We start from the raw sequence: 26,071 nt of genomic DNA, 5'->3' as shown, positions 1-26,071 counted from the left end.
TCGGGTCGGGCGGAGGAATATGGTTCCGCTGGAATTCTAGCGCGCGGCGCCCTTTTTCAAAGACACGCCTGGCGTATGGGCGATGAAGAACGGGTTCTCGAAACCGGGCTTACCATAGGAAAGCGGCGAAAGATCGTCGAAGCGCACGACTTTTCCGCCCGCCCCCGTCAGCACGGCATGGCCAGCGGCGGTGTCCCATTCCATCGTGCGGCCCACACGGGGGTAAAGATCGGCCTCTCCGGTGGCGACAAGGCAGAACTTCAGCGACGACCCGGCAGAGCGCATGTCCTCCACGTTGTATTGCGCGATGTAGTCGTCGGTCGCCTGATCCCGGTGCGATTTCGACGCGACGACCAGCAGCGCATCGTTGTCGGGCATCTTCACGCGAATGGGCTTTGTGTCACCCGGCGTATCCAAGTCGAACGCGCCGGTCTCTTCGACCGATTGGCCGTCGGCTTGCGTGTAGAACAGCCGCTCTTTGGCGGGCGCGTAAACGATGCCCCGTACCGGCACGCCATTTTCGACGTAGGCGATGTTGACCGTGAAATCGCCACGACGCTTCACGAATTCCTTGGTGCCGTCGAGCGGGTCGACGATCAAAAAAGTCGAAACCTCCTGTTCATGGCTGGCCGCCTGTTCTTCGGTCACAAGCGCCATGTCAGGGAACGCCGCGCGCAGACCGGCAGAGATCAACGCATCCGCCGCCTCATCCGCCGCTGTGACCGGGCTTTCATCATCCTTGGCGCGCACGTCGAAGTCGTCTTCGCCGTAGATTTCCATGATCGCCGCACCGGCTTCGATGGCGAGGCGGCGCATGACGGTGGTCAGGGTTGCGTGATCCAACAGTTTTTTCCTTCCGAACAGAGACAATTCGGGCTTACAGTGGGTCGCCAAGAAAACAACATTATTGTGTGCCACAACCGGCGGCATCCGCGCTGGAGAGACCATGTTTCAGGAACGCAAACCCCAGACCCGCACCGGATCGGCACTGTCGATCCTGGAGCTGATCTTCCACAACACCGTTCGGCAGGTGCGCAAAAGCCACGCCAGCGCCGTGTTCGCGATCCTGCTGTCGATCCTGCAGACGGTGATCCTTGTCCTGTCGTTCTACCTTCTGTTCGTCGTACTGGGCATGCGCGGATCGGCGATCCGGGGCGACTTCCTGCTGTACATCATGTCGGGCATCTTCCTGTTCCTGACCCACACGAAGACCGTCGGGGCCGTCTACGGCTCGGAAGGGCCAGCATCGGCGATGATGAACCACGCGCCGATGACGACCGCCGTCACGATCACTTCGGCGGCGCTGTCCACGCTTTATGTTCAGTCCCTGTCGCTGTTCTGCGTTCTTTACGTCTACCACGTGGGATGGGGCCCGATCCACATTCACTACTGGCCCGGCGCATACGCGATGGTGCTTCTGGCGTGGGTGTCGGGCATAGGCGTGGGCCTGTGCTTTCTGGCGCTGAAGCCCTGGATCCCCGATATCGCGGGCAACCTGCAGATGATCTACAACCGCGCCAGCATGATCGCATCGGGCAAGATGTTCGTGGCGAATGCGCTGCCGGGATACATGGTCGCGTGGTTCGACTGGAATCCGCTGTTCCATTCGATCGATCAGGCGCGCGGCTACGTCTTCATCAACTATTTTCCGCATAATTCGAACATCACCTACCCTCTGACCGTCTCAGCGGTGCTGATCACCATCGGCCTGATGGGAGAGTTCTATACACGTCAGAACGCCTCGATCTCGTGGTCGGCGCGGCGGTGATCCGCATCGCGCTGGTGCTTGGCCTTCTGGCCGCTCCCGCAATGGCAACGCAGAATGCGGTGCCCGGCCTTTATGCCGTGCAGGGCGTCGCAGCGAACGATGTGCTGAACGTGCGGCAAGACCCGGAAGCCGGGGCCGCTATTATCGCGGAACTCGCGCCCGACGCGGACGGAATCGAAGTCGTCGCCCTTTCGGGAAACAGCCGCTGGGGTCGTGTGAATGCCGGCGAACAGTCGGGCTGGGTCGCGATGCGCTTCCTGTCGGCCTACGGCGGACAGTATCAGGGTCGGTTCCCGTCGCCCGCTTCCTGCTTCGGGACAGAGCCTTTCTGGACCCTCAACATTTCAGACGACGCCCTGCGCTTTGACCGACTGGACGAAGGCGTCGCAGACTTCACAGCAGGCAATCGCGAGACAGCTATCGGCAGGCGCGACCAGTGGTCCGCCCGAGCGTTCCGCGACGGACGCAACCTGACCGTCGTGGTCGGAACCGAAGCTTGCAACGATGGCATGTCGGATCGCGCCTATGGCCTCCGCGCGACTGTCCTGATCTCGACCGACACAAGCCACGACCACTACGCCGGATGCTGTTCGCTGGCCCCCTAGCCTGCCACGCGCATCGTCACGTTCACGCGCCCGCCCTTCGGCATCAGCGCACTTGACCCGAACCGCACGCGGTCGATTCCGTGATACACCAAGCGCGCCGCGCCGCCGATCACCGCCACATCCCCCGAATGCAGCCACAGGCTTTCGGTCTTGCCGCCTTTCTCTACATTGCCGACCCGGAACAGCGCATCGTCCCCCAGCGACAATGACAGGACGGGCTGGCGCAGATCGGCCTCGTCCCGGTCCTGATGCAGCCCCATCTTTGCGCCCTCGCCGTAGAAGTTGATCAAGCAGGTGTCGGGCGCACGGTCCGCGCCCGCGAAGGCGTCCCATAGCGCCAGCAACCGCGTAGGGATCGGCGGCCAATCCATGCCGCGCGGGTGCTGTGGCTCATACCGATAGCCGCGACGGTCACTGACCCACCCCACATGACCTGCCGATGTCATCCGCACGCTCATCTTCCGACCGCGCGCTGTTTCGGGGTGAAACAGGGGCGCTTTTTCGATCACGCCGCGCAGGTCTTCCAGCACCGCACGTTGCGCATCCAGACCCATCGCGCCGGAATAAACACCGACGCCACGCAGATCGACGCGCGACACATCCGAAAAATCACTGCGATTCATCTCGCCCGGCACCGTTGCAGCCCAAAAGTACGCTCCCTATATACCTCCCGTCACCGTGATGGGGCCAGCGTGGTCCTGTATCATCGGTCAAATCAACATCGGGATCAGCGGGCAGATGCCGCGCAAACGGGTCTGACCGCAAACATATCGCCTAAGAAGAGGACACTTGAGAGCATGGCTAAAGTCATCGGTATCGACCTTGGAACCACCAACAGCTGCGTCGCGATCATGGACGGCAGCCAACCCCGCGTGATCGAGAACTCGGAAGGCGCGCGCACGACGCCGTCGATCGTCGCTTTCACGGAAGACGAGCGTCTGGTCGGTCAGGCTGCCAAGCGCCAGGCCGTGACCAACTCTGAAAACACCATCTTTGCCGTCAAGCGCCTTGTGGGCCGCCGGTTCAGCGACGAAGGACTGGAGAAGGACAAGAAGAACCTGTCCTACACAATCGTCGATGGCGGTCAGGGCGACGCATGGGTTCAAGCGCGCGGCGAGAAGTATTCGCCCAGCCAGATCTCTGCCTTCACGCTGCAGAAGATGAAGGAAACCGCCGAAAGCTATCTGGGCGAAGAGGTCACGCAGGCCGTCATCACGGTTCCGGCCTACTTCAACGACCAGCAGCGTCAGGCCACCAAGGACGCCGGCAAGATCGCCGGTCTCGAAGTGCTGCGCATCATCAACGAGCCCACGGCGGCGGCGCTGGCCTACGGCCTCGACCGCAAGGAATCGAAGACCATCGCGGTCTATGACCTTGGCGGCGGCACGTTCGACATCACCATCCTGGAGATCGACGACGGTCTGTTCGAAGTGAAGTCCACCAATGGCGACACATTCCTTGGCGGTGAAGACTTCGACATGGCGATCGTCGACTACCTCGCCGATCAGTTCAAGAAAGAGCACGGCGCCGACCTGCGCGCCGACAAGATGGCGCTTCAGCGCCTGAAGGAAGCCGCCGAGAAGGCCAAGATTGAGCTGTCGTCGTCCTCCCAGACAGAGATCAACCAGCCGTTCATCACCATGGGTGCAAACGGCCAGCCGCTGCACATGGTCATGAAGCTGACCCGCGCCAAGCTGGAATCGCTGGTGTCCGACCTGATCAAGCGTTCGATCAAGCCATGTCAGGCCGCTCTGAAGGATGCCGGACTGTCTGCCTCCGAGATCGACGAAGTTGTGCTCGTCGGCGGTCAGACCCGCATGCCAAAGGTCGTGGAAGAGGTCACCAAGTTCTTCGGACGTGAGCCGAACAAGGGTGTGAACCCCGACGAGGTCGTCGCCATGGGTGCCGCCATTCAGGCCGGTGTTCTGCAAGGTGACGTGAAAGACGTGGTCCTGCTCGATGTGACCCCGCTGTCGCTGGGTATTGAAACGCTGGGCGGCGTGTTCACCCGCCTGATCGACCGCAACACCACGATCCCGACGAAGAAGAGCCAGATCTTCTCGACCGCGGAAGACAACCAGAACGCGGTGACGATCCGCGTCTTCCAAGGTGAGCGTGAGATGGCGGCGGACAACAAGATGCTCGGCCAGTTCAATCTGGAAGACATCCCGCCCGCACCGCGCGGCATGCCCCAGATCGAGGTGACGTTCGACATCGACGCCAACGGCATCGTGTCGGTCAGCGCCAAGGACAAGGGCACCGGCAAAGAGCAGAACATCACCATCCAAGCCTCTGGCGGTCTGTCCGACGAGGATATCGAGAAGATGGTGAAGGACGCCGAAGCCAACGCGGACGCCGACAAAGAGCGGCGTGAGCTGGTCGAGGCCCGCAATCAGGCCGAGTCGCTGATCCACTCGACCGAAAAGTCGCTGGAAGAGCACAAGGACAAGGTCGATCCGACCACGGTCGAAGCCATCGAACTGGCCGTCGCCAATCTGCAAGAGCAGCTGGAGACGGATGACTCGGCCAAGATCAAGTCGGGCATCCAGAACGTAACCGAGGCGTCGATGAAGCTGGGCGAAGCGATCTACAAGGCCAGCGCTGCCGAGAACGGCGACGACATGGACGTCCCGGAAACGGATCGTGGATCGGACGATGACGGTGTCGTGGACGCCGACTTCGAAGATCTCGACGACGACAAGCGCGCCTCCTAAGCGCCTGACGCGCACAACCGGGGGCCGGCCTGATCCATTGGGCCGGCCCCTTGACGTGAAGGGACACCATCATGGCCAAACGCGACTATTACGACGTCCTCGGGCTGTCGAAGGGGGCGTCCGCCGACGACATCAAGAAAGCGTATCGCCAGAAGGCGAAAGAGCTGCACCCCGACCGCAACTCTGACAATCCGAATGCCGAAGCGCAGTTCAAGGAAGCGAACGAAGCGCATGACATTCTGAAAGACCCTGAAAAGAAAGCCGCTTACGACCGCTACGGCCACGCGGCCTTCGAAGGTGGCATGGGCGGCGGCGGGCGACCCGGTGGCTATCCGGGCGGCGGCGGGGGCCAAGGCGACTTCGCCTCTGCCTTCTCCGACGTGTTCGACGACCTGTTCGGCGATTTCATGGGACAGCGACGCGGCGGCGGCGGTCAACGTGCCACGCGCGGCTCTGACCTGCGCTATAACCTGCGTGTTTCGCTGGAAGACGCCTACGTCGGCCTGCAGAAAACGATCACTGTACCCACGTCCGTCGCTTGCGACACCTGCAACGGGTCGGGCGCCGAGGGCGGAGCAGAGCCTACGACCTGCCCCACCTGTTCGGGTATGGGCAAGGTACGCGCACAACAGGGCTTCTTCACCGTGGAACGTACCTGCCCGACATGTTCGGGTGCGGGGCAAATCGTCAAGAACCCCTGCCATTCCTGTGGCGGCGCGGGCCGGGTCGAGAAAGAGCGCGCGCTTTCGGTGAATATCCCGAAAGGCGTCGAAACAGGCACCCGCATCCGTCTTGGCGGTGAGGGCGAGGCTGGTCTGCGCGGCGGGCCATCGGGCGATCTGTACATCTTCATCGAAGTACAGGATCATCCGATCTTTCAACGCGAGGCGGAAAACCTGTTCTGCCGCGTTCCGGTATCGATGATCTCGGCCTCTCTCGGTGGTGATATCGAAGTGCCCACCATCGACGGCGGCCGCAGCCGGGTGAAGATCCCCGCCGGTGCACAATCGGGCAAGCAGATGCGCTTGCGTGGCAAGGGTATGCCGGGCCTGCGATCCGCCGCGACGGGGGACATGTACATCGAATTAGCCGTCGAGACCCCGGTCAATCTGACCTCCAAGCAGCGCGAGTTGCTGCGAGAGTTCGAGGCGCTGTCGGAAGAGAACAACCCCGAAAGCTCGGGCTTTTTCCGGAAAGTCAAATCCTTCTGGGATGGCATGAAAAACTGAAAAACGGGCGGCCCTCGGGTCGCCCTTTTACGTTTCGTTCAGCTTTGCGTGACAGGCTGCGGTCATGTCATCCTTTGCAGAACACCCCCTTCTTTTCGATGAAGCACCCGCCCAGAAGGGTGCGCCGTCCTATCTGGCCGACCACCGCAGCCGTTTGCGTGCGCGGTTCGCCGAAGGCGGCGCGGATGCGATGCCGGACTACGAACTGCTGGAGTTGCTTCTGTTCCGCATCGTACCCCGCCGCGATGTGAAGCCTCTCGCGCGGGCCCTGATCGACCGCTTCGCTGACGTGGGCGGCGTTCTGGCGGCGTCGGCTGACAATTTAGCCAAGACCCCCGGCATCGGCCCCGCCGTCGCGTCAGAATTGAAAGTCACCGAGGCCGTCGTCCGCCGCTGCCTGCGCACCCGCGCGTTGAACCGGCCCATCGTGTCATCATGGCAGGCCTTGATCGACTACTGTCACGCCACGATGTCCCGCGAAACGACCGAGCGTTTCCGCATCCTGTTTCTGGATACCAAGAACACCTTGATCGCGGATGAAGAGCAGGCGCGCGGGACCGTCGATCACGTGCCCGTCTATCCCAGGGAGGTCGTGAAACGCGCATTGGAGTTGGACGCCAAAGCCCTGATACTGGTGCATAACCACCCATCCGGCGATCCGACACCGTCAGACGCCGACATCTCCATGACCTGGCAGATCGCCGAAGCCTGCACCGTTCTCGGTCTGACTTTGCACGACCATATCATTATCGGACACGGCACCGAGACGAGCTTTCGCGGGCAGGGTTATCTGTGATGTGGATCTTGGTCTGGGTAAAAGCTGGATTCGCTTGGCTCGCATCGCTATTCCAGCCACAATTCCACCCGGCGGTTTACGCGCTTGCCCCAGTCGGTGTCGTCGCAAGCCATCGGCAAAGCCTCACCATAGGCCTCGACAGCCAACTCGGCGCTGCCACCCGGCGCAAGCGCGGCAACGGCATCACGCACTGCGGTGGCGCGTTCCAGAGACACTCTCTGATTTGCGGCAGCAGAACCTTCACGATCGGTGAACCCAACGAACACAAGCCGCCGGGCTTGGAATATCCCATCGCGCAGCGTTTCCGCCAGTCGTTCAACATTCCCCATCGACTGCGCATCCAACGCGGACGACCCGTTCCGGAAGCGGAATGTCAGGGTCAGCCGCGTTCGGTCGTCCAGCGCCTGAACCATACGGCGCAGCGCGGACAATCCAATCTCTTCTTCAGCCGAAACGACGGCCAGTCCGATCCTGTCGCCCTGCTGTCCGAACGGAATGGTTTGCGGGAACTGGTCTACCAAGCCAGCGCGCCGGATCACCGGCTGCGCAATCGGAGACGTGACGTAGTCGACGAAGTCTCGGGCGGCGGGTGCCAGTCGGCGACCGGGCGAAAACAGGTAGACCGGCAGAACCAGCGGGTAGTCTTCGGTCTTGATACTCATCTGACTTGCGTCGGCCCCAGCACCGCAAGCTCCGGCGATCGGGATCGCTTGCAGCCCACCCAGTTCAGAAAACAGAACAAGGCCAACCGCCTCCGGGTCCGCATCCAATGCCGTATCAAGGGCAGGCCGATCCGGATGCGGGACGACCAAGGCCGGCCGTCCGCCAGGCAGGATCGACAAGATCGCCTCTTGTGCGTCCCCGGTCGGCACATGGACCGAGATCGCATTGTCCATATCGGCTGGCGCCACCGACCGCCGGGTACTCGTGTCTCCGATCACGGCAACAGCCGCGTCGAGACCGATTATCGTGCGCTGGCGCGCGCGGGACAGGTCGCCTCGCCCAGCCTCGCGCGCCAAAATCTGCTCGGTCGCGTTCGGAAGCCGCGTAGTTACAGCGAGGTCCGCCGCATCGGCAATCAGGTCAGCCAAACCTTCCGCCGAAGACGTAGCCGCCAACGCGACCTTCAACACAGCCGCTCCACTCTGCGACAGCGTATACTCACGCGTGACACCTTCCTCCACAATCGCAAGGTCCAATTCGCGCCTGCGCGCGTAGGTTTCGAGCAGAGCGGGCAAGACCGTGGACACCACAGAGGCGGCCCCCGAGATGCGCAGCCGCGCCGCCACATCGGGCCTAGGGCAGTCATCACCCGCGCAGGTCAGGGAGGACCCATCCAACGTGATCTCGCCGTACGGGCCAAGAAGGCGGTAATACCGACCGTCAAAATCCAGAAGTTCGCCTTCGGCCACCTGCCCCGTGTCGTCGCTCAATCGAATTGTCTGCGCGGCGGCTGGGCCGCTCAAGAGCAGCACAGCCACCAGACTTAGGACCCTGCGCAAGCCGTACAGCCCTTAGGCCAGTTGGCCGTGGCAGTGCTTGAACTTCTTGCCCGAACCGCAAGGGCAGAGGTCGTTGCGGCCCGGATTGCCCCAGGTTTCCGGATCGGCCTCCACGAAACCGGGTGCTGCAGCTTCGGCTTGCGCCACGCCTTGTTCAGGCTGCGGTTCCGCCGCCGCCTGAACCTGGCTGCGCTGCGCCTGAATCTGGGCGATCATCTTCTGCTGCTCTTCTTCCGTTAGCGGACGGATCTGGGCCAGCTTCTGCGTCACGTCCGACCGCAGGCTATCCAGCATTGTCTCGAACAGCTGGAAGCTTTCGTTCTTGTATTCGTTCAATGGATCGCGTTGCGCGTAACCGCGGAAGCCCACGACCGATCGCAGATGTTCAAGTGTCAGCAGGTGCTCGCGCCACTTTCCATCAATGGTCTGCAGCAGGACCTGTTTTTCGATCTGCCGCATGTTTTCGGGGCCAAAGCCAGCGGCCTTCTCGTCCATCATCTTGTCCGAGGCTTCGTAAAGACGCTCACGGATAACCTGATCGTCCACGCCGTCCTCTTCGATCCACGCCTTGATCGGCAGGTCAAGGTTCAGCCCTTCCAGCACGGCAACATAAAGCCCCTCGCCGTCCCATTGATCGGCGTAGGTCTTCGCGGGCACGTATTGATCGACCAGATCGTCCACGACCTGATGGCGCATATCCTGCGCGATCTCTCCCAGATCGTCGGTCTCCATGATCTCGCGACGCTGGGCGAAGATCACCTTGCGCTGGTCGTTCATCACGTCGTCGAATTTCAAAAGCTGCTTGCGTATGTCGAAATTGCGGCCTTCGACCTTGGCCTGCGCACGCTCCAGCGACTTGTTCACCCAAGGATGAACGATGGCTTCGCCTTCTTTCATGCCCAGCTTTTGAAGCACGTTATCCAGACGCTCGGACCCGAAGATACGCATCAGATCGTCTTCCAAAGACAGGAAGAAGGCCGAGCGACCGGGATCGCCCTGACGGCCAGAGCGGCCGCGCAATTGGTTGTCGATCCGGCGGCTCTCGTGGCGCTCGGTGGCCAGCACGTAAAGGCCGCCGGCCTCTTTCACCTTCTCTTCGTCCGCAGCGGTCTCGGCCTCGATCCGGGCACGGATGGCATCGGCGTCACCGTCGGGATCGGCGGCGAGCGCTTCCATCACCTTGTAATCAAGGTTGCCACCCAGTTTGATATCGGTGCCGCGACCGGCCATGTTCGTGGCGATCGTGACGGCACCGGGCTTGCCCGCATCGGCGACGATCTGGGCTTCCTGCTCGTGCTGGCGCGCGTTCAGAACGTTGTGCGGCACGCCGTCTTTTTCGAGCAGTTGCGACAGGAACTCGGACTTTTCGATGGATGTGGTGCCGACCAGAACCGGCTGGCCCTTGGCGTTCGCATCCTTGATCTCTTCGACGATGGCCGCGTATTTTTCCTGCGCGGTGCGATAGACGGCATCGTGCTCGTCCACGCGGGCGATGGGGCGGTTCGTGGGGATTTCCACGACGCCCAGGCCGTAGATGGTCGCGAACTCTTCGACTTCGGTCAGCGCGGTGCCGGTCATGCCGGACAGCTTGTTGTAAAGACGGAAGTAGTTTTGGAACGTGACGGAGGCGAGCGTGACGTTCTCGGGCTGGATGTCCGCGCCCTCTTTCGCCTCGATGGCCTGATGCAGGCCGTCGGACAGGCGACGCCCGGCCATCATGCGGCCGGTGAATTCGTCGATCAGCACAACGTCGCCGTCGCGGACGATGTAGTCCTTGTCCTTGGTGAACAGCTTGTGGGCGCGCAGGCCCTGGTTCACGTGGTGGACGATTGTCGTAGACTCGGGGTCATAGAGCGTCTGGCCCTCTGGCAGAATGCCAGCCTTCAGCAAGTGATCTTCAAGAAACTCGTTGCCCTCGTCGGTGTAAGTGACGTTCCGGGTCTTTTCGTCGAGCGTGTAGTGCTCTTCGGTCAGATGCGGGATTACAGCATCAATGGTGCGATACAACTCCGAGCGGTCATCCGATGGGCCGGAAATGATCAGCGGAGTGCGCGCCTCGTCGATCAGGATGCTGTCGACCTCGTCCACGATGGCGAAGTTGTGCCCGCGCTGCATCATCTGGTTCAGCTCGGCCTTCATGTTGTCGCGAAGGTAGTCGAAGCCGAGTTCGTTGTTCGTGGCGTAGGTCACATCGCAGGCGTAGGCGGCGCGCTTCTCTTCTTCGGGCTGCTGGGGGTAGATGACGCCGGTGGTCATGCCCAGTGCGGCGAAGACCTTGCCCATCCATTCCGCATCGCGACGAGCCAAGTAGTCGTTGACGGTAACGATATGCACGCCCTTTTCGGACAGGGCGTTCAGGTAGGCCGGGAAGGTCGCGACCAGCGTCTTTCCCTCGCCGGTCTTCATCTCGGCGATGTTGCCCTGGTGCATAAAGATGCCGCCCATGAGCTGAACGTCGAAAGCGCGCAAACCAAGTGCGCGGCGCGCGCCCTCACGGCAGTTGGCGAAGGCTTGCGGCAGCACGTCGTCCAGCGTTTTGCCGGCGCGCAGCTCGTCGCGAAGCTCATGCGTCTTGCGGATCAGCGCGTCGTCGGACATCGCCTCGAATTCGGGCTCCAACGCGTTGATCTGATCGATGACCGCTCGGGTCGATTTGACCTTGCGGTCGTTCGGCGTGCCGAACATCTTGCGCGCGACGGAACCCAGACCAAGCATCATTTCTCCTGACATCATCGTGTGAGGGGGATTGCTTGCCCGGCCTGTCGGCGCCGACTAGGAAGACGGCAAGACCAAGGCCCCTGCACAGGCTGCAGGCGATGTAAGGGCCGCCTATACGACTGTCAACGCAAGGTGCCGTGTGCCCTTGCTGGAAAGGACCACAACGATGCCGAAACTCCGCACGCTCGCCGCCCTACTGGCGCTGTCCACCGCCATGCCGGCCTTCGCCCAAGATGCGACGCAGGACGCCAGCACCGTCGTTGCCACCGTCAACGGCACCGACATCACGCTGGGCCACATGATCGCCATGCGCGCCCGCTTGCCGCAGCAGTATCAGGGGCTGGAGGATCAGGTCCTGTACGACGGTATTTTGGAGCAGTTGGTGCAGCAGACCGCCCTTGGTGCGCAGGCCGACGGCCTGTCCACCCGCGGTGAGCTGACGATCGAGAACGAGCGTCGCGCGCTGGTTGCCGGGGAAGTGATCCAGCGTTTGGCTGCAGACGCCGTGACCGAAGAGCAGGTGCAGGCCGCCTATGACGCCGAATATGGCGGCGTGGAGCCGACGACCGAATACAACGCCAGCCACATCCTGGTGGAGACAGAGGAAGAGGCGCAGGCGTTGATCGAAGAGTTGGACGGCGGCGCAGACTTCGCCGAACTGGCGATCGCGAACTCCACTGGCCCCTCAGGCCCCTCGGGTGGCGAGCTGGGCTGGTTCGGCGCTGGCGCGATGGTCGGCCCGTTCGATGCTGCCGTGCAAGAGATGGAAGTCGGCGCGGTTGCCGGTCCGGTCGAGACGCAGTTCGGCTGGCATGTGATCAAGCTGAACGATACGCGTGAAGAAGCCGTGCCGTCGCTGGAAGAAGTGCGCGCCGACATCGAAGGGCAGTTGCAGATCGAAGCCATCGAAGGCCTGGCCACCAGCGCCGTCGAGGATGCCGAGATGACCGAGGCCGAGACAGAGATCGACCCGGCGATCATCCGTAACGACGCCCTTCTGGACTAAGCGCCAATGCCCACCCTCTCGCCGCTGGCGCCCGCCTCCTTCCCCGACCTGCCGGTCATCGACGGGGTGCGCTTCGCCAGTGTCGCGGCGGGCGTGCGCTACAAGGGCCGCACCGATGTGATGCTGGCCCTGTGCGATCCGGGAACCGTGGTGGCGGGCGTCTTCACACGTTCGTCAACCCGTTCCGCCAACGTGCTGGATTGCGAGGCGAAGATCGGTGGCGACGGAGACGGCGCTGCGATCATCGTGAACAGCGGCAACTCCAATGCCTTCACCGGCAAAGCGGGCGACGAGTCGGTGGCGCGGATCTGCGCCGCCGTTGCGGGCCGCACGGGATTGGATCGCAATCGCGTCTTCACCTCCTCCACCGGCGTGATCGGCGAGCGTTTGCCCGACGACCGCATCACGGGCGCGCTGGACGACCTGATGAATGGGCTGGCACCGAACGGCATCAGCGGCGCAGCACAGGCTATCATGACGACGGACACCTTCCCCAAGGGATCTGTCCAAGAGGTGCAGATCGACGGTCAGACCGTGCGCATCGCGGGCATCGCCAAGGGGTCCGGCATGATCGCGCCAGATATGGCAACGATGCTGGTCTACATCTTCACCGACGCGAAGATCGAGCGCGCGCTATTGCAGGACATGGTATCGGCGCTGAATGACCGGACGTTCAACTGCATTACGGTGGACGGCGACACCTCTACCTCTGACACTCTTCTCATGGCCGCCACCGGGCGCAGCGCTGCTGTGACGGCGCGCGGCGGCGCTTTTGAGGATGCGCTGCACGCCGTCATGCTGGACCTGTCGCATCAGGTCGTGCGCGACGGCGAAGGGGCGACGAAGTTCGTCGAAGTCGCCGTGACGGGTGCGGATAGCGACGCCGATGCGCGCAAGGTGGCCAGTTCCATCGCCAATTCACCATTGGTGAAGACCGCTATTGCCGGAGAGGATCCCAACTGGGGTCGGATCGTCATGGCCGTCGGCAAGTCCGGCGCAAAGGCCGACCGCGACCGCCTGTCGATCCGCTTCGGCGACATAGAAGTCGCGCGCGACGGTTGGGTCAGCCCGGACTACGCCGAGGAAAAAGGCGCGGCCTACATGAAGGCGCAGGACCTAGTGATCTGCGTGGACATGGGGCTGGGCGACGGTACAGCGACCATGTGGACCTGCGATCTGACCCATGCCTATATCCAGATCAACGCGGACTACCGCTCGTGAAGATCGTACTCGTTTCTGCCGTCGCCCTGATCGACCGCGATGGTCGCGTGCTTCTGGCGCAGCGCCCCGAAGGCAAGTCGATGGCGGGCCTGTGGGAGTTTCCAGGCGGCAAGGTCGAACCCGATGAACGCCCCGAAGACGCTCTGATCCGCGAGTTGCAGGAAGAGCTGGGAATCGACACCTGGGCCTCTTGCCTTGCCCCGCTGACCTTCGCCAGCCACGCCTACGATGACTTCCACCTGCTTATGCCTCTTTTCGCCTGTCGCAAATGGGAAGGCACACCCCAGCCGCAAGAAGGCCAAGCACTGAAGTGGGTTCACCCGCGCGACATGCGCGATTATCCTATGCCGCCTGCCGATCTGCCCCTGATCCCGATTTTGCGCGACTGGCTTTAGCCAGAAGAAGCCTTGCCGACGAACTTTCGCGCCACGGGATCCCATTTACACCCCGTCTTGCGTGCGAAGATTTCGCACTGCGCAAACAGCCTTTTCCGACCCAGGCGTGGAAACACTTCGCGGATGGGAACAAGGTGTTGCCGACCGAAACCGTCGATCAGGACTAATTCCGGTCCATCCTCCCAGCCGCTCACCACAACGTTGCCCGGATGGAAATCGAGCACAAGAATGCCGAACGCCAGTATCTGTTCGAGAAGACGATTGATCTGCGGAAGAAATGTCTCGACCGAGCCGAGCCGGGTGATTTCTTCGCTCAGCGTTGGCGCCAAGGTTCCATTATCGGCCGTAAGGGCCTCCCAGACTGCTCCTGGCCCCCGACTGGTCTGAACCAGCCCGCGGAACTGGGGCAGTGGAATCTTTGGCGCGCACGGCCCAGCCTTAATCGCGACCCGACCTTGGTGAGACGCTTCCCGGATCATCATTCGATGATGTGACAGGGGCATCCACTTCCGAATGAAGCGTTTGGCGGGCGATAGCCGAGCGATCTCATATTCCAGATCAATGACCTTAAGAACCAAAGGCGGACTCACATCGTCCAGCATGTAGACTTGTCGGCGAGTTCCGGACGTGAGTGGCGAGAGACCGGACAAGTCGAAAGTTTTTCGCAGAAGCCTACTTTCCATGCCGTTACTCATCCCCCAAAGGCCTTGAGTGATAAGTGGTGCCGCTGAAGGGACTCGAACCCCCGACCCCATCATTACGAATGACGTGCTCTACCAGCTGAGCTACAGCGGCCTACCGGCGCGGTCTGTAACAAGGCCCGCTCCGGAGGGAAAGGGCTACTTTGCCTTGGAGTTCGCCTCTTTTCGCTGATCTTGCGGAACAATCACTTCCGCCTCGGGAACGCTGACGGCATCCTGATGCGTGTCCTCGCTGACAGGCGGGGTCTGCACCCCTTCCTCGGCGGGATCGGGCGCGGGTTCCTCGTGCTTCACCGGTGCGGCGGCGGGCGTCTGGTCGGGCTTCGGTTCCTCGACAACCACCGGCTCTGCATCCTCGACTTCGGTGCGCTTGTCTTCGACCTGACCGACGATCAACGGCAGCATCTCTGTCTGTTTGGGCATGGCGACCGTGCCCTCGGACGGCTCCGTCCACGACAGGGTGTCGAACGCGCCGCAGTTACCGCAGATCGGTCCCCATTCCGAATGCACGGTGTGGCAGTTGTCGCAGACCCATTGCGGGCCGCGCGACACGGTCAGCGCACGGGTCAACCACCCGCGTACCACTGCGTCGTCCGCACCTTCGCCACGCTCGATGGCGGCCATGATAGTGACCGCCCGCGCGGTCGGCTGCGCCGTTGCCAGATCGCCCAGCGCGCGACGTGCTGCGGGGAAATCTTCGTTCGCGATCTGCAGTTCGGCCAGAAGCATCTTGGTTTCGGGGTGATCGGGCTTGAGCCGCGTCAAAGTGCTGAACCGGCGCACGCGCTGTGCAGGGGTCTCGTTCGGCGCGATGTCGGCGTATGCTGCGGCGAGGTCTGGATGCGGCTGCGCTTCCCATGCTTTCTTCAAAACGCGGGTGGCGTAGCGTTCCTGGTTGTTGCGGATGTAGCCGCGCGCGGCCATCACGGCAGCCGGGATCAGGTCCGGCGACTTGCGGTTCGCCTCGATCGCTTTCTCGCGCACATCGATCGAGGAATCTTCGGCAACGACATCCTTTGCCTCTGACAGCGCCAGCACAGCATCGCGGCGCTTGTGCACATCGCGCGGCAGGGTGCCGTACTTCAGCTTGGCGCCCAAGGTCTGACGTGCACCCGCCCAGTCGTGCTTGGCGGCCTGGAGTTTCAGCAAGGTGTCCTGCGTCTCTTCGTGCTTGGGCTTCAGTTCGAACGCTTTCTCCGCCAGCGCCAGCGCTGTCTCGGAATTGCCTGCCTGTAATTGCTGCTTCATCAAGCCACGCACGCCGACGAACTTGGTTCGGTCGTCCTGCACAAGACGCTTGTAGACGCCCTCGGCCTTCGACGTGTCACCCGTCATCTCGGCACCCTGCGCGATCAGCAGATTCGTCAGATCGGGACGGTCGAGGTACTTTTCAGCACGCTCTGCCTTGGCTTGCGCTTCCTTGCCCTCACCCGCGGCCAGCGCCAGCATTGCTTCGGCCAAGGCGTTCAGGCCCTTTTTCTCGCGGTTGCGTGAGAAATAGCGCGATACGGCCGTCTCATCCCCATTGAGGAAGCGAATCAGAGCCCAGATCAGCGCCAAAACCTTCAGCGTGATCCAGACCGCAACGATCAAAAGGATCGCTGCAATGGCGGCCTGAAGCGGCCCAAGCGTGACTTCGGTATTTGCCACAGCAATACGGATCGAGCCGTCGGCGTTCAGCAGCTGTCCCGCACCTACGGCCAGAAGACCGATGATGGCAAAGAAGACGACGACCTTGATGAGAGACCAGAGCATGGAGTGTCCTCGGATATTCAGGATGCGGAAAGTTCGGACAGGGCGGACTTGGCGGCTTCACGTGTCTGCGCACGCTCGATCCAGTCCGACATGGCGGCGCGGCCCTCTTCGGGCAGAGCCTGCAGTTCGGTCAGTGTTGCCTGCAGGTCGCCTTCGGACAGGCGCGCTTCGGCGCGGGACAGGATCGCGTCGGGATCGTCGCCCTCGCGCTCGCCCAAAGAACGGGCGTTGGTCTGCGCGCGCAAAAAGGCGCCAAAGCGATCCACCGGGCTGTCACCGGCGGTTTCAGCCACCGATGCGGAGAGTGCATCGCGGGATGCAGCGGGGAAGCTATCCTGCAGCGACGCCAGCGTCGCAACGCCATCAGCAGCCGACGCAGACAGCGCTTCGGGCGCGGTCATGTCGGAAGAGGACTCCAGCGCGCCGATCGAGTCAGCGTAGCTTTCGCCGCTTTCGATGGCCGTTCGAATGCCTGCGATGGCACTTTGGGCGGCGATGCGGTTCGCTTCGCTTTGCGCGGCGGTGCGCGCCTCTTCGATGGCGGCGGTCTGCTCTTCCAGAGTGGCGGACTGCTCCTCGATCCGGGCGCTCAGCGCATCAAGCTCCGAAGTCAGGTCTGCCAGCTGCTGCGATTGAGTCGCGTCCGTCTCGGTCGCTTCGGGGTTGCCGATCTGCTGGCTGAGTTGACCGATCTGCTCTTCCAGCGAAGAAAGCCGCTCATCCAGCGGCGTTAGATCGGGACCGGATGCGCCTTCGATCCCCTCAAGGCGCGACGCAAGACCACCAAGTTGTTCATTCACGCTTTGCACTTCGGACTGCACGGCATCGACGGCGCTGGTGTCGCCGACACCTTCCAGACGCGATTCGACATCGTTCAGACGCGCGATCTGCTCTTCGATCAGGGTCGAGATCTCGTCCGATCCGTCGGCGTCGCCGGTTTGGAACAGGCCGAACTCTGTATAATAGGCGGCAAGATAGCCGATCCCGCCCGCCAGAACGCCGCCGAGCAAGACGGCCAGAACGGACCCTCCGCCGCCAGAAGACTTCGTAGCCGTCGGTTCGGACGCCTGGCTGGGCGTATCCTGCGACGTTTCGGTGGTCTCGGTCTCGCTCACGATATCATTCCCCTTCACCCGTTCGGCCGCTGACGGCCTGCATCACGGCAGCGCACATACCGCCGATTTCGGTTCTTTCAGCAACTAGTGCCGCACCTGACCATGGCCAGCTTTCCCGCACCTGCGCGCTCAGCGCAACCATGAGCGTTTTCGAAGGCTGCTCTGCAAGGTCCTGCGCAACCCATTCAGCGGACTTTGCCGAGAACAACGGCAAGACGCTGGGACGGTCGGACTTAAGCGCGTTGCGGGCAGCTTCTGTCAGCGCATGCGGCGTTTGGTTGTAGATCACACGGGCGGCGGCCTGAAGTCCTGCGGCCCGCAGATTTCCGACGAGATCGCCGGTAACATGCGCGCCGTGCAGGTGGACGAAAGGCCCGCCTGCTTGGGCGATCAGCATTTCGGCCAGCGTTTGCACGTCACCGCTTCCAACCGTAACCCGCGCCCCCTGCGCGCGGGCGGAAGCGGCGGTGCGCGGGCCGACGGCGATCACGTCCCGCCCCACCAAAGCGCCCATCGCAGCCGCCGCGTGGACGCCATTTTCCGAGGTGAACACCAGCGTGCCAGCGGGCAGCGCGCCCTGTCCGGTCAATTCGATCCGAATGATGGGCGAAAACAGGATCGGGTCCGTCGCACCCGCCCGACGCAACATCCGCGCGAATCGCTGCGCGGCAGGAAGAGGGCGGGTCAACACGATCATGGCAAGCTTTATGGACGGACGAGGGCCCGAGTGATAGGCCCATCCGACCCTTCCGAACGGCTGCCCCATGACCCCTTTGATCCTAGGCATCGAATCCAGTTGCGACGATACCGCCGCTGCCGTCCTGCGCGGTCGGGATATCCTGTCGACCGTCGTATCTTCGCAAACCGACCTGCACGCCGATTTCGGCGGTGTCGTGCCAGAGATCGCGGCGCGGGCGCATGTGGAAAAGCTGGACCTGTGCGTGGAGTCTGCACTGGCGCAGGCGGGTGTCGGACTGCACGATCTGGATGCCGTGGCGGTGACGGCCGGACCGGGGCTGATCGGTGGCGTGATGTCGGGCGTCATGTGCGCCAAGGGCATTGCCGCCGCGACGGGACTGCCGCTGATCGGGGTGAATCACCTTGCAGGCCACGCGCTGACACCGCGCCTGACCGATAACGTCGCCTATCCCTACCTGATGCTTCTGGTCTCCGGCGGGCACTGCCAATTCCTGCGCGTCGACAGCGCAGAACGCTTCACGCGGCTCGGCGGAACCATCGACGATGCACCGGGAGAGGCCTTCGACAAGGTTGCAAAGCTGCTGGGCTTGCCCCAGCCCGGCGGCCCCGCGGTCGAAGCGGCCGCGCGCGACGGCGATCCAACAGCCTTTCGCTTCCCGCGCCCCCTGCTGGACCGCGACGGCTGCGATCTGTCGTTCTCTGGCCTGAAGACCGCCGTTCTGCGCGCGCGGGACGGGGCGTTGGTCAATGGCGCCCTACCCTCATCCGTTCGTGCCGACATCTGCGCGGGGTTCCAAGCAGCGGTCGCCGATGTTCTGGCCGAGAAGGCGCGCCGCGCGCTGCTTCTGTGCCCCGATGCAACGGCTTTCGCGGTCGCGGGCGGCGTTGCGGCGAACGGCGCTGTTCGCACGGCGCTGGAACAGGTCACGCCGATCCCCTTCCTCGCCCCGCCATTGGCCCTGTGCACCGACAACGCCGCGATGATCGCCTGGGTGGGGTCGGAGTTGTTCGCCTTGGGCCGCCGAGATGGCATGGACCTTCCTGCTCGCCCCCGATGGCCGCTGGACGAGGACGCGGCACCGATGCTGGGATCGGGCAAGCGCGGCGCGAAGGCCTAGCCGTTTTCGCGCAGCACGCGGCCGGCAAGGTACAGCGAACCGCAAATCAGGATGCGCGCGTTGGGCGTATCGCGGGCGATGGCCTTCACTGCCTCCAGCACATCTTCGGCCACTTGTGCCTTCATTCCGACACCGCGCGCCGCGTCAGCCGTTGTCTCTGCGGGCAGAGTGTTGGCCTCACCGGGGATCGAAACAGCCGTCAGGCTTTCGGCATGGGCGGCCAAGGGGCGCAGATAGCCCGACACATCCTTCGTGTTCAGCATCCCGCAGACCAGGTGCGTCGGCCGTTTGGGCATCCGTGCCAGCGTCGCGGAAATGGCCACGCCCGCCGCCGGATTGTGGCCGCCGTCCAAGATGATCTGCGCATCAGGGGCCGCATCCACCAACGGCCCCTGCATCAACCGCTGCATCCTGGCGGGCCAGACGGCGCGGGTGACGGCGGCTTCGCAAGCCTCTTCGGAGGCGCCCAACTCCCGCAGCACAGCCAGCGCCGCGCCCGCGTTCGCGATCTGATGCGCGCCTGGCAGAATGGGCAGCGGCAGGTCGAGAAGGCCGCGTTCATCCTGATAGACCAACCGGTCGCGTTCCTCGGACACGTGCCAGTGCTGGCCATAGGCGCGAAGCGGCGCACCCAGCCGTTCGGCGCGCGCCTCGATCACGTCCAGCGCGTCGTCCTCTTGCGGGCCGACGATGCAGGGCACACCACGCTTCAGGATGCCCGCCTTCTCCCCCGCGATCTGCGCCAGCGTGTCGCCCAGATATTGCTGATGGTCGATGGAGACCGGCGTGATCACGCACAGCGCAGGGTCGATCACATTGGTCGCGTCGAGACGACCGCCGAGACCCACTTCCAACAGCGTGTAATCAGCAGGCGTTTCCGCGAATGCCAATAAAGCGGCGGCGGTCGTGACTTCGAAGAAGGTGATCGCCTCACCGCCGTTCGCCGCTTCGCAACGGTCCAGAAGGCCGGACAGGGCGTCCTCGGTGACCAGCTCTCCCGCCACACGAATGCGTTCGTGGAAGCGCGCAAGGTGGGGCGAGGTGTAGGCGTGAACCGCCTTCCCATCGGCCTCTAGACCCGCGCGAATCATGGCCTGCGTCGAGCCCTTGCCGTTCGTCCCGGCGATATGGATCACAGGCGACAGGCGCTTTTCGGGATGGTCCAACGCAGCGAGCAGCCGCCGCATCCGATCCAACGACAGGTCGATGATCTTCGGGTGCAGCGCCATCAGGCGGTCGAGGATGACGTCCGATCCCCGTTCAGGCGCGGCCATCAGCTTTCAGCGGTCGCGGGCGGCTGGGTGGCGACGGCGCCTTCGGTCGAAACCGCTGGCGGTGGCGGCAGGTCGGCGGCGACGGGTGCGTCCATGCCCAGCAGCATCCGCAGGATCACCGTCAGTTCGTCACGCATTTTGCGCCGGTCGGTCACGCGGTCGAGCATCCCGTGGTCCAGAAGATACTCTGCCCGCTGGAAGCCTTCGGGCAGCTTTTCGCGGATCGTCTGTTCGATCACGCGCGGTCCGGCAAAGCAGATCAGCGCGTTGGGTTCGGCAATCTGCACGTCGCCCAGCATCGCGTAGGACGCGGTGACGCCGCCGGTCGTGGGGTGGGTCAGCACGACGATGTAGGGCAAGTTGGCCTCTCGCAGCATTTCCACCGCCACGGTCGTACGCGGCATCTGCATAAGGCTCAGGATGCCCTCTTGCATGCGCGCGCCACCGGCGGCGGAGAACAGCACCAAGGGGCGGTTCGTCTCTACGGCGCGGGTCGCGGCGGCAAGGATGGCGTTGCCGACATACATCCCCATGGACCCGCCCATGAAGGAAAAGTCCTGCGCGGTGGCCACGATGGGCACGCCGCCGACATCACCCTCGACGACCAGCATCGCCTCTTTTTCCGAGGTGGCGCGCTGCGCCGCGCGCAGACGGTCAGGGTATTTCTTCTGATCGCGGAACTGCAGCGGATCGGCGATCGGCTTTTCGACCTCGATCTCCGAGAACGCACCACCGTCGAACAGCGCCGTGAACCGGTCGCGCGGACTAATCTGCATATGGTGGCCGCAATGGGTGCAGACCTGCAAATTTTCCGACAACTCGCGGTGAAACAGCATAGAGCCGCATTCGCCGCATTTGGTCCAAAGGTTATCCGGCGTCTCCTGCCGATTGAACAGCGAGCCGATCTTGGGGCGGACGTAATTGGTGATCCAGTTCATGGGCGATCCCGCTTGGTACACGCAGGGAGTTAGGTCGCACGGCGCCGGAATGCAATCAACGGCGCAGCCCCAACCGGATCGCCAGCCACGGGATCAGGATCGTCAGCGCGACCGCCAGCAGGGTCAACGGGCCAAAGTCCGCCCTTGGGGCGGTGGGTTGCAGGAAAAGGGCGTAGCCGCTCATCGGGCTGCCCTCTTCCGCGAACAGAATGAATTGCCAGACGTTCCACGCCCAATGCAGGCCGACCGCCGCGCCGATGGATCCGGTGCGCGCCGTCAGATCGCCCAGCGCAAGGCCCAGCAGGCCCGTCACGATGAACAGGAACGCACCGTCCTGCCACGTCTCGGCGTAGGGCACATGGGCCATTCCGAACAGGATGGCGGGACCGGCCAACCAGACCCACGGATTGGCGGATCGCGCGCGCAGGGCGGGCATCAGATAGCCGCGGAACAACACCTCTTCGCTACCAGATTGAAGCAGAACGGCGACCGCCGCGAAGGGCAGTGCGGCCAGCCACGGCGCGGCGTCGCGCATGCGCCCGGCCTCTGCGGCATCGGGTGGCTCGATCGCTCCGGACAGGCCGATGGCCAGGATCGTCAGGGCGAAAATCGCGCCAAGGCTCGCCAGAACCCGTCGCGCCGCGATGGCCGCGTCCATCCGGACCTGCGGCGACGGGCCGAACAGAGCGCCCGGCTCGATCCCCTGTTTGCGCCCCGCCCAGAATAGAAGCGCCACTGCGGGAAGCGCATAGCTGCACAGGATCAGCGTGATCGACACCGGATCAGTGCCGGGCGCGAGCCCAACACTGCTGATCACAACGCCCAGAACCGCAAAGGCCGCCATCGCACAGATCACACCACCCATGATCGCACCCCCGGATTGCCCTCGGAAGGCCGCAGCGAACTGCTGCATGGGCGCGTAGGTGCTCACCGTTTCAGCCGCCAGCGCAGGGCGGCCCACACAGCAATCAGAACCGCGCTGTCCAGCAGGATCAGAGGCCGCAGTGTCGCGATGTCATCCGCGGGAAACGGTGTGACATACAGCGCTAGCCCAGTGATTGTCCCCGTCGTCCCGACCAGCAGGATCGCAGCCACGTTGTTCGCGAAGTGCAGCCCCCAAGCCGCGCCCAGATTACCCGTCACGCGCGTCAGGTCGCCCGCGATCAGACCGAACAATGTGGCAGAGGCGGCAATCAGCCACGCGTTGTCTCCGCCCGTGACGGGATCGTAGTGCAACACGCCGAACAGGACGGCGGGCAGGGCCAGATAGACGGGCGCGACCGGAAAGCGCGCGGCAAGCTGTTGCATCAGGTAGCCGCGAAACAGCACCTCTTCCGCGCCGGTCTGGATCAGCACCAACACCAGCGCCGGGATCAGCAATTGCAGCCAAAGCCCCAACGACAGGTTCGGCATCGGCTGCGGGCCTATCGAACCCAGCAGCAGCGTGGACACCACGACCACCAGAGCGATGGCCCCCGCGCCCCAAGCGAAATCCCGCAGAACCATGTGCCGTGGCCCAAACAGCGTTCCGGGGCCGCGTTTGTGCAGCCACCGCGCCGCCAGCATCGTGCCCAGCATCATGCCAACGAAGGTGCCGAGCAAAAGCAGGGTGCCGCGCGAGGTGTCCGCTTCAACCAGTTCGGGCATCACCGCATCCATCAGCGGAAAGCCCCCCGCCAACCACACACCGCCGAAGATCGCCGCGAACCAGATCGTCATCACCACGGCCACGACAACCAGCCCCAGCAGAACCCGCCACAGGGCCGGGCGTTTGCGGGCGGGATCGACAAAGCGGTCGAAGGCGGCAGAAAGGGACATTGGATAGACTCCGGCAACGGTCGGCGTCACCTCTATCGGTCACGGCACCCAAGGGGAACGGCCTTGTCGCCGCGCCTTTGCTCGCCTATTCCGACGCAAACGAACCAGCGGGGGAAAGTGCCATGTTGAAAGGCAAAACGGACAAGTCGAAACTGCCAAGCCGGCATGTCACCGAAGGCCCCGCACGGGCACCGCACCGCTCGTATTACTACGCAATGGGCATGACCGAAGCCGAGATCGCGCAGCCGCTCGTCGGCGTCGCGACCTGCTGGAACGAAGCCGCCCCCTGCAATATCGCCCTGTCGCGTCAGGCCCAGGCGGTCAAGCTGGGCGTGAAGGCCGCATCGGGCACCCCGCGTGAGTTCACCACGATCACCGTGACCGACGGCATCGCAATGGGCCACGAGGGCATGCGATCGTCCCTCGCATCGCGCGAGGCCATCGCCGACACGGTCGAGCTGACCATGCGCGGCCACTGCTACGACGCGCTGGTGGGTCTTGCGGGCTGCGACAAGTCGCTGCCGGGCATGATGATGGCGATGGTGCGGCTGAACGTGCCGTCGGTCTTCATCTACGGCGGCTCGATCCTGCCGGGCAAGGTGCCCGCCGGTGCCGATGTGCCCGCCGACTTCGCCAGCCGCGACCTGACCGTGCAGGACATGTTCGAAGCCGTCGGCCGTCACCAGAATGGCGAACTGTCTGACGAGGCGTTGGCGATCCTGGAGCGCGTCGCCTGCCCCAGCGCCGGGGCCTGCGGCGGCCAGTTCACCGCCAACACCATGGCCTGCGTGTCCGAGGCCATCGGCCTTGCGCTCTTCAACTCCTCCGGCGCGCCCGCCCCTTACGAGAGCCGCGACCAGTTCGCGTCGGCGTCTGGCGAAGCTGTGATGAACCTGCTGGAGCAGAACATCCGAGCCCGCGATGTCGTGACCCGCAAGGCGATGGAAAACGCCGCGCGCGTCGTCGCCTGCACCGGTGGCTCGACCAACGCAGGCCTCCATCTGCCCGCCATCGCGCATGAGGCCGGGATCGACTTCTTCCTGGAAGACGTCTGCGAAATCTTCCGCGATACGCCTTACTTCGTCGACCTGAAGCCGGGCGGCGCCTACGTCGCAAAGGACTTGTACGACGCGGGCGGCATCCCCGTCGTGATGAAAGAACTGCGCAAGGCGGGCCTGATCCACGAGGATTGCGTAACCGCCTCGGGCCGCTCCATCGGCGAGGAGTTGGACCTGATCGACCGCGAGGCCGACGGCAAGGTGATCTACTCCATCGATACGCCCATCACCAAGACCGGCGGCGTCGTTGGTCTGAAAGGCAACCTGGCCCCCGAAGGTGCCATCGTGAAAGTCGCGGGCATGAGCGCCGAGGAACAGGTGTTCACCGGCCCCGCCCGCGTGTTCGAGTCCGAGGAAGAAGCGTTCGAAGCCGTAAAGGCCCGCACCTACAAGGAAGGCGAAGTGATCGTCATCCGCAACGAAGGCCCCGCTGGTGGGCCGGGCATGCGCGAGATGCTGTCGACCACTGCCGCCCTGTCCGGTCAGGGCATGGGCAAGAAGGTCGCGCTGATCACCGATGGCCGATTCTCAGGTGCGACGCGCGGCTTCTGCGTGGGCCATGTCGGCCCCGAAGCGGCACAGGGCGGCCCCATCGCGCTTCTGCAGAATGGCGACATGATCACCATCGACGCCGTGAAGGGCGAAATTTCCGTCGATCTGGACGACGCGACGCTGGATGCACGCCGTGCAGACTGGACCGGGGCGAAGCCCACCAACTACGCAAGCGGTGCCCTGTGGAAGTTCTCGCAGCTGGTGGGGCCGACCTACAAGGGCGCCGTCACCCATCCGGGCGCCGCTGCAGAGACGCACATCTACATGGATCTGTGATACGTTCACTTTGCGGTAATCCAAGCGTGGCATGACGGAGTGATGAACATGATTGGCGGCCTCGACGATCTTGCACGGCAGCGTACCTTGCGGCGCTGGACGCGTGTGACGGAGTCTGCCGAGGCGATGGACCCCGCCACTTTGGCCAACCTGCGCGATCAGGCCAGTCACGATCGCGCCGTTCTGGACCGCGCAATTGCAAAGATGGACGGCCGTCTTGCGGGAAGCGTGACGAACACGGCTCCGCAGGCACCGCGTGATTCCGACTGGGTCTGGCGGCCTGACGTGTTCAGCAGCCGAATGACGGCGCCGGGCCACGCGGGCATCGCCTCTGGCACTGCGCTGGGCGACAGCGTGAAGATGTTCCACGACTGCCCCGTGTCGGAAATCAGCCTGCGCCAGACCGCCGGGCGCGCCTATTCCGCGTCCGCGCCTTATGGCATCGCCTTCGATGTGCTGAACTTCGCGGGCTCTTTCCTAAGCCTCGTGGTCGAACTGCCGAAAGAGGCGGTGGAAGGCCTGACGCTTAGCCACGTTGTCCACGCTTTGGTTCAGATCGAAGCCGAAAGCGAGATCGAGGTGTACGCCCGTCTGAACGTCAAGCACGGCCCGAACACCGAACAGGTCGTGCGGGAACTCGACATGCGCCACAGCACACCGGAAGTCGATTTCGATCTGGCCTACACCGATATCGCCGAGCCGCGCATCGAAAGCGCGTGGCTCGATATCATCTTCGGCAACCCCCGGATGAACCGCGTGGTGCTGCGCGATCTGATCGTCAGTCGGCACCTTCGGGCGGAAATGTAAGGTCGC

The 26,071-nt window shown here is 63.5% G+C and carries 23 protein-coding genes and 1 tRNA gene; 11 read left to right on the top strand and 13 right to left on the bottom strand.

The genetic code is table 11. From position 1 onward, the window contains the following. Positions 1-36: 36 nt before the first annotated feature. Complete coding sequence (gene cysQ / locus FIU81_RS00210; RefSeq protein ID WP_413816241.1) at positions 37-816, bottom strand: 3'(2'),5'-bisphosphate nucleotidase CysQ; 780 nt, start codon at positions 814-816, stop codon at positions 37-39. A gap of 130 nt (positions 817-946) precedes the next feature. Between cysQ and FIU81_RS00205 the strand changes: the two genes are divergently transcribed. Next, positions 947-1,768: an ABC transporter permease gene (locus FIU81_RS00205; RefSeq protein WP_124110014.1), complete on the top strand. Its 822-nt coding sequence runs from the start codon at positions 947-949 to the stop codon at positions 1,766-1,768. Continuing rightward, positions 1,765-2,373 carry a COG3650 family protein gene (locus tag FIU81_RS00200; RefSeq protein ID WP_152460891.1) on the top strand — a complete coding sequence of 203 codons (609 nt, stop codon included), beginning with the start codon at positions 1,765-1,767 and terminating at the stop codon, positions 2,371-2,373. The genes FIU81_RS00205 and FIU81_RS00200 overlap by 4 nt, the downstream gene beginning before the upstream one ends. Here the strand turns inward: FIU81_RS00200 and FIU81_RS00195 are convergent. Continuing rightward, positions 2,370-2,996 carry an alpha-ketoglutarate-dependent dioxygenase AlkB family protein gene (locus FIU81_RS00195; protein WP_124110016.1) on the bottom strand — a complete coding sequence of 209 codons (627 nt, stop codon included), beginning with the start codon at positions 2,994-2,996 and terminating at the stop codon, positions 2,370-2,372. The genes FIU81_RS00200 and FIU81_RS00195 overlap by 4 nt on opposite strands. A gap of 174 nt (positions 2,997-3,170) precedes the next feature. Here FIU81_RS00195 and dnaK point away from each other — a divergent pair, with 174 nt between their 5' ends. From dnaK to radC, 3 genes are all read left to right on the top strand, one after another. Continuing rightward, positions 3,171-5,087 (top strand): molecular chaperone DnaK, encoded by a 1,917-nt coding sequence (gene dnaK, locus FIU81_RS00190; protein ID WP_124110017.1) that lies wholly within the window; start codon positions 3,171-3,173, stop codon positions 5,085-5,087. Between the two features lie 71 nt (positions 5,088-5,158). Further along, positions 5,159-6,316: a molecular chaperone DnaJ gene (gene dnaJ / locus FIU81_RS00185; RefSeq protein WP_124110018.1), complete on the top strand. Its 1,158-nt coding sequence runs from the start codon at positions 5,159-5,161 to the stop codon at positions 6,314-6,316. Positions 6,317-6,380: 64 nt separating this feature from the next. Then, on the top strand, positions 6,381-7,112 hold the full coding sequence (gene radC, locus FIU81_RS00180; RefSeq protein ID WP_124110019.1) for a RadC family protein: 732 nt from the start codon (positions 6,381-6,383) through the stop codon (positions 7,110-7,112). A 47-nt stretch (positions 7,113-7,159) separates the two neighbouring features. Here the strand turns inward: radC and FIU81_RS00175 are convergent, their stop codons facing one another. Together FIU81_RS00175 and secA are read right to left on the bottom strand one after the other, a co-directional pair. Further along, a complete protein-coding gene (locus FIU81_RS00175; protein ID WP_124110020.1) occupies positions 7,160-8,545 on the bottom strand; it encodes a phosphate ABC transporter substrate-binding/OmpA family protein in 1,386 nt (461 codons plus the stop codon). A gap of 81 nt (positions 8,546-8,626) precedes the next feature. Then, positions 8,627-11,329, bottom strand: a complete 2,703-nt coding sequence (gene secA, locus FIU81_RS00170; RefSeq protein ID WP_124110021.1) for a preprotein translocase subunit SecA — start codon at positions 11,327-11,329, stop codon at positions 8,627-8,629. Between the two features lie 169 nt (positions 11,330-11,498). On the opposite strand from secA, the gene FIU81_RS00165 reads away from it, so the two are divergent. The 3 genes from FIU81_RS00165 to FIU81_RS00155 are packed head-to-tail and all read left to right on the top strand — an operon-like array spanning position 11,499 to position 13,954. Further along, the gene (locus tag FIU81_RS00165) at positions 11,499-12,338 is read left to right on the top strand and encodes a peptidylprolyl isomerase (protein ID WP_124110022.1); all 840 of its coding nucleotides are present in this window, start codon (positions 11,499-11,501) and stop codon (positions 12,336-12,338) included. A gap of 6 nt (positions 12,339-12,344) precedes the next feature. Next, positions 12,345-13,559 (top strand): bifunctional glutamate N-acetyltransferase/amino-acid acetyltransferase ArgJ, encoded by a 1,215-nt coding sequence (gene argJ, locus FIU81_RS00160; protein ID WP_124110023.1) that lies wholly within the window; start codon positions 12,345-12,347, stop codon positions 13,557-13,559. Further along, entirely contained in the window at positions 13,556-13,954 is a 399-nt protein-coding gene (locus tag FIU81_RS00155) for a (deoxy)nucleoside triphosphate pyrophosphohydrolase (protein WP_124110024.1), read from the top strand. The genes argJ and FIU81_RS00155 overlap by 4 nt, the downstream gene beginning before the upstream one ends. Here the strand turns inward: FIU81_RS00155 and FIU81_RS00150 are convergent. From FIU81_RS00150 to FIU81_RS00130, 5 genes are all read right to left on the bottom strand, one after another. Continuing rightward, positions 13,951-14,556: a YrbL family protein gene (locus tag FIU81_RS00150; RefSeq protein ID WP_254695951.1), complete on the bottom strand. Its 606-nt coding sequence runs from the start codon at positions 14,554-14,556 to the stop codon at positions 13,951-13,953. The genes FIU81_RS00155 and FIU81_RS00150 overlap by 4 nt on opposite strands. A gap of 117 nt (positions 14,557-14,673) precedes the next feature. Next, positions 14,674-14,749 (bottom strand) — tRNA-Thr (locus FIU81_RS00145). Positions 14,750-14,793: 44 nt separating this feature from the next. Beyond that, positions 14,794-16,410 (bottom strand): heme biosynthesis protein HemY, encoded by a 1,617-nt coding sequence (locus tag FIU81_RS00140; protein WP_124110025.1) that lies wholly within the window; start codon positions 16,408-16,410, stop codon positions 14,794-14,796. 17 nt (positions 16,411-16,427) lie between these two features. After that, positions 16,428-17,525, bottom strand: a complete 1,098-nt coding sequence (locus FIU81_RS00135; RefSeq protein ID WP_124110026.1) for a COG4223 family protein — start codon at positions 17,523-17,525, stop codon at positions 16,428-16,430. A 4-nt stretch (positions 17,526-17,529) separates the two neighbouring features. Then, positions 17,530-18,213: a uroporphyrinogen-III synthase gene (locus FIU81_RS00130; protein ID WP_172971356.1), complete on the bottom strand. Its 684-nt coding sequence runs from the start codon at positions 18,211-18,213 to the stop codon at positions 17,530-17,532. Between the two features lie 76 nt (positions 18,214-18,289). Here FIU81_RS00130 and tsaD point away from each other — a divergent pair, with 76 nt between their 5' ends. Then, entirely contained in the window at positions 18,290-19,342 is a 1,053-nt protein-coding gene (gene tsaD / locus FIU81_RS00125) for a tRNA (adenosine(37)-N6)-threonylcarbamoyltransferase complex transferase subunit TsaD (RefSeq protein ID WP_124110028.1), read from the top strand. On the opposite strand, the gene FIU81_RS00120 is transcribed toward tsaD, so the two are convergent. From FIU81_RS00120 to FIU81_RS00105, 4 genes are read right to left on the bottom strand one after another with little or no spacing between them, the layout of a single operon-like run. Beyond that, a complete protein-coding gene (locus FIU81_RS00120; protein WP_124110029.1) occupies positions 19,339-20,616 on the bottom strand; it encodes a bifunctional folylpolyglutamate synthase/dihydrofolate synthase in 1,278 nt (425 codons plus the stop codon). The genes tsaD and FIU81_RS00120 overlap by 4 nt on opposite strands. Further along, positions 20,616-21,554: an acetyl-CoA carboxylase, carboxyltransferase subunit beta gene (gene accD, locus FIU81_RS00115; protein ID WP_124110030.1), complete on the bottom strand. Its 939-nt coding sequence runs from the start codon at positions 21,552-21,554 to the stop codon at positions 20,616-20,618. The genes FIU81_RS00120 and accD overlap by 1 nt, the downstream gene beginning before the upstream one ends. A 55-nt stretch (positions 21,555-21,609) precedes the next feature. Next, positions 21,610-22,485, bottom strand: coding sequence for a CPBP family intramembrane glutamic endopeptidase (locus FIU81_RS00110; protein WP_124110031.1), 876 nt, complete (start codon positions 22,483-22,485; stop codon positions 21,610-21,612). Next, the gene (locus tag FIU81_RS00105) at positions 22,482-23,372 is read right to left on the bottom strand and encodes a CPBP family intramembrane glutamic endopeptidase (protein ID WP_124110032.1); all 891 of its coding nucleotides are present in this window, start codon (positions 23,370-23,372) and stop codon (positions 22,482-22,484) included. Before FIU81_RS00105 ends, FIU81_RS00110 begins: the two co-directional genes overlap by 4 nt. A gap of 122 nt (positions 23,373-23,494) precedes the next feature. Between FIU81_RS00105 and ilvD the strand changes: the two genes are divergently transcribed. Together ilvD and FIU81_RS00095 are read left to right on the top strand one after the other, a co-directional pair. Continuing rightward, complete coding sequence (gene ilvD, locus FIU81_RS00100) at positions 23,495-25,258, top strand: dihydroxy-acid dehydratase (protein WP_124110033.1); 1,764 nt, start codon at positions 23,495-23,497, stop codon at positions 25,256-25,258. Between the two features lie 42 nt (positions 25,259-25,300). Next, positions 25,301-26,065, top strand: coding sequence for a DUF6478 family protein (locus FIU81_RS00095; RefSeq protein ID WP_124110034.1), 765 nt, complete (start codon positions 25,301-25,303; stop codon positions 26,063-26,065). Positions 26,066-26,071: the final 6 nt, after the last annotated feature.

This window comes from Palleronia sp. THAF1 (genome assembly GCF_009363795.1).
GTDB lineage: Bacteria > Pseudomonadota > Alphaproteobacteria > Rhodobacterales > Rhodobacteraceae > Palleronia.
The sequence above is the reverse complement of the archived record's forward strand: the minus strand, read 5'-3'. Positions and strand labels throughout refer to the sequence as shown.